The following is a 784-nucleotide window of genomic DNA, read 5'->3' on the forward strand; positions in this document are numbered from 1 at the left end:
TCAGCACTGGATCAAACGGAGGACGACCGCCTTTGCTTCCGTCTGAATAGGCCAACGCCTTGTTCAGCTCTGGACGGAACACCTCAAACTCGACAGTACGGGAAAACGCTTCAAGTTGGTCACCAAGCCCACTCAACCGAGCAAGCCGCTCTTCAACATCAAAGAAACCAGACTGCGTCATGAGCCACTCCTCCAGTCATCACACAAGAGAGGGAATCACAGAGAAAGACCCAAAACCAGAGGGTTTTTCGAACCCTCCACCTCTGATATCTGCAACGAGCAACAGTCTGCGCTCCAGGGACTGGCAGCTGGAGACCCGCAAAAACCGGGTAATTTCTGGCGAAGCGGGCTGGCTTGATGACGTCGAGGTTGCGGGGCGCACCAAGGGTATCATTCGGACCGATTTCCACGATACCCGTCGTTGATTTCGCCGGTTTTTCCGACTTCCAGACAGAGTCAGCCTGCGGTTTCTAGACGCTCGTGGAAGATCAGCCGATTGAAGTTGTAGGCCAGGTTGCAAAGGGTCAGTTTCGCCTCAGTGCGGGCGAGGCCGATGGTGCGGATGAACAGGTTGAACCGGTTTTTCTGATGCGCGAAGACATGCTCAACATGCGCACGGATCGAAGATTTGGCGGCATTGGCCCGCGCGGTTGCCTTTGACATCGGCTTGCCCATGGGTTTGCGCCGATGAATACGGGACGTGAGCATCTGGTCCGACAGCCATTTCTCGTTGCGCCTGGATTGATAGGCACTGTCTGCCCAGACCTCGGAACTGGTATTGTTC

1 protein-coding gene and 1 pseudogene are annotated in these 784 nt (G+C 55.4%); both read right to left on the bottom strand.

Features of this window, described 5'->3' with window-relative positions; all coding sequences use genetic code 11:
- A pseudogene (locus tag AD948_RS00085) lies at window positions 1-181 on the bottom strand (IS5/IS1182 family transposase); the annotation flags it as partial.
- A gap of 275 nt (window positions 182-456) precedes the next feature.
- Window positions 457-784: transposase (locus AD948_RS00095; protein ID WP_156478858.1), on the bottom strand; the 328-nt coding region annotated here is incomplete at its 5' end.

Origin of the sequence: Acetobacter senegalensis (assembly GCF_001580995.1) — a bacterium.
GTDB lineage: Bacteria > Pseudomonadota > Alphaproteobacteria > Acetobacterales > Acetobacteraceae > Acetobacter > Acetobacter senegalensis.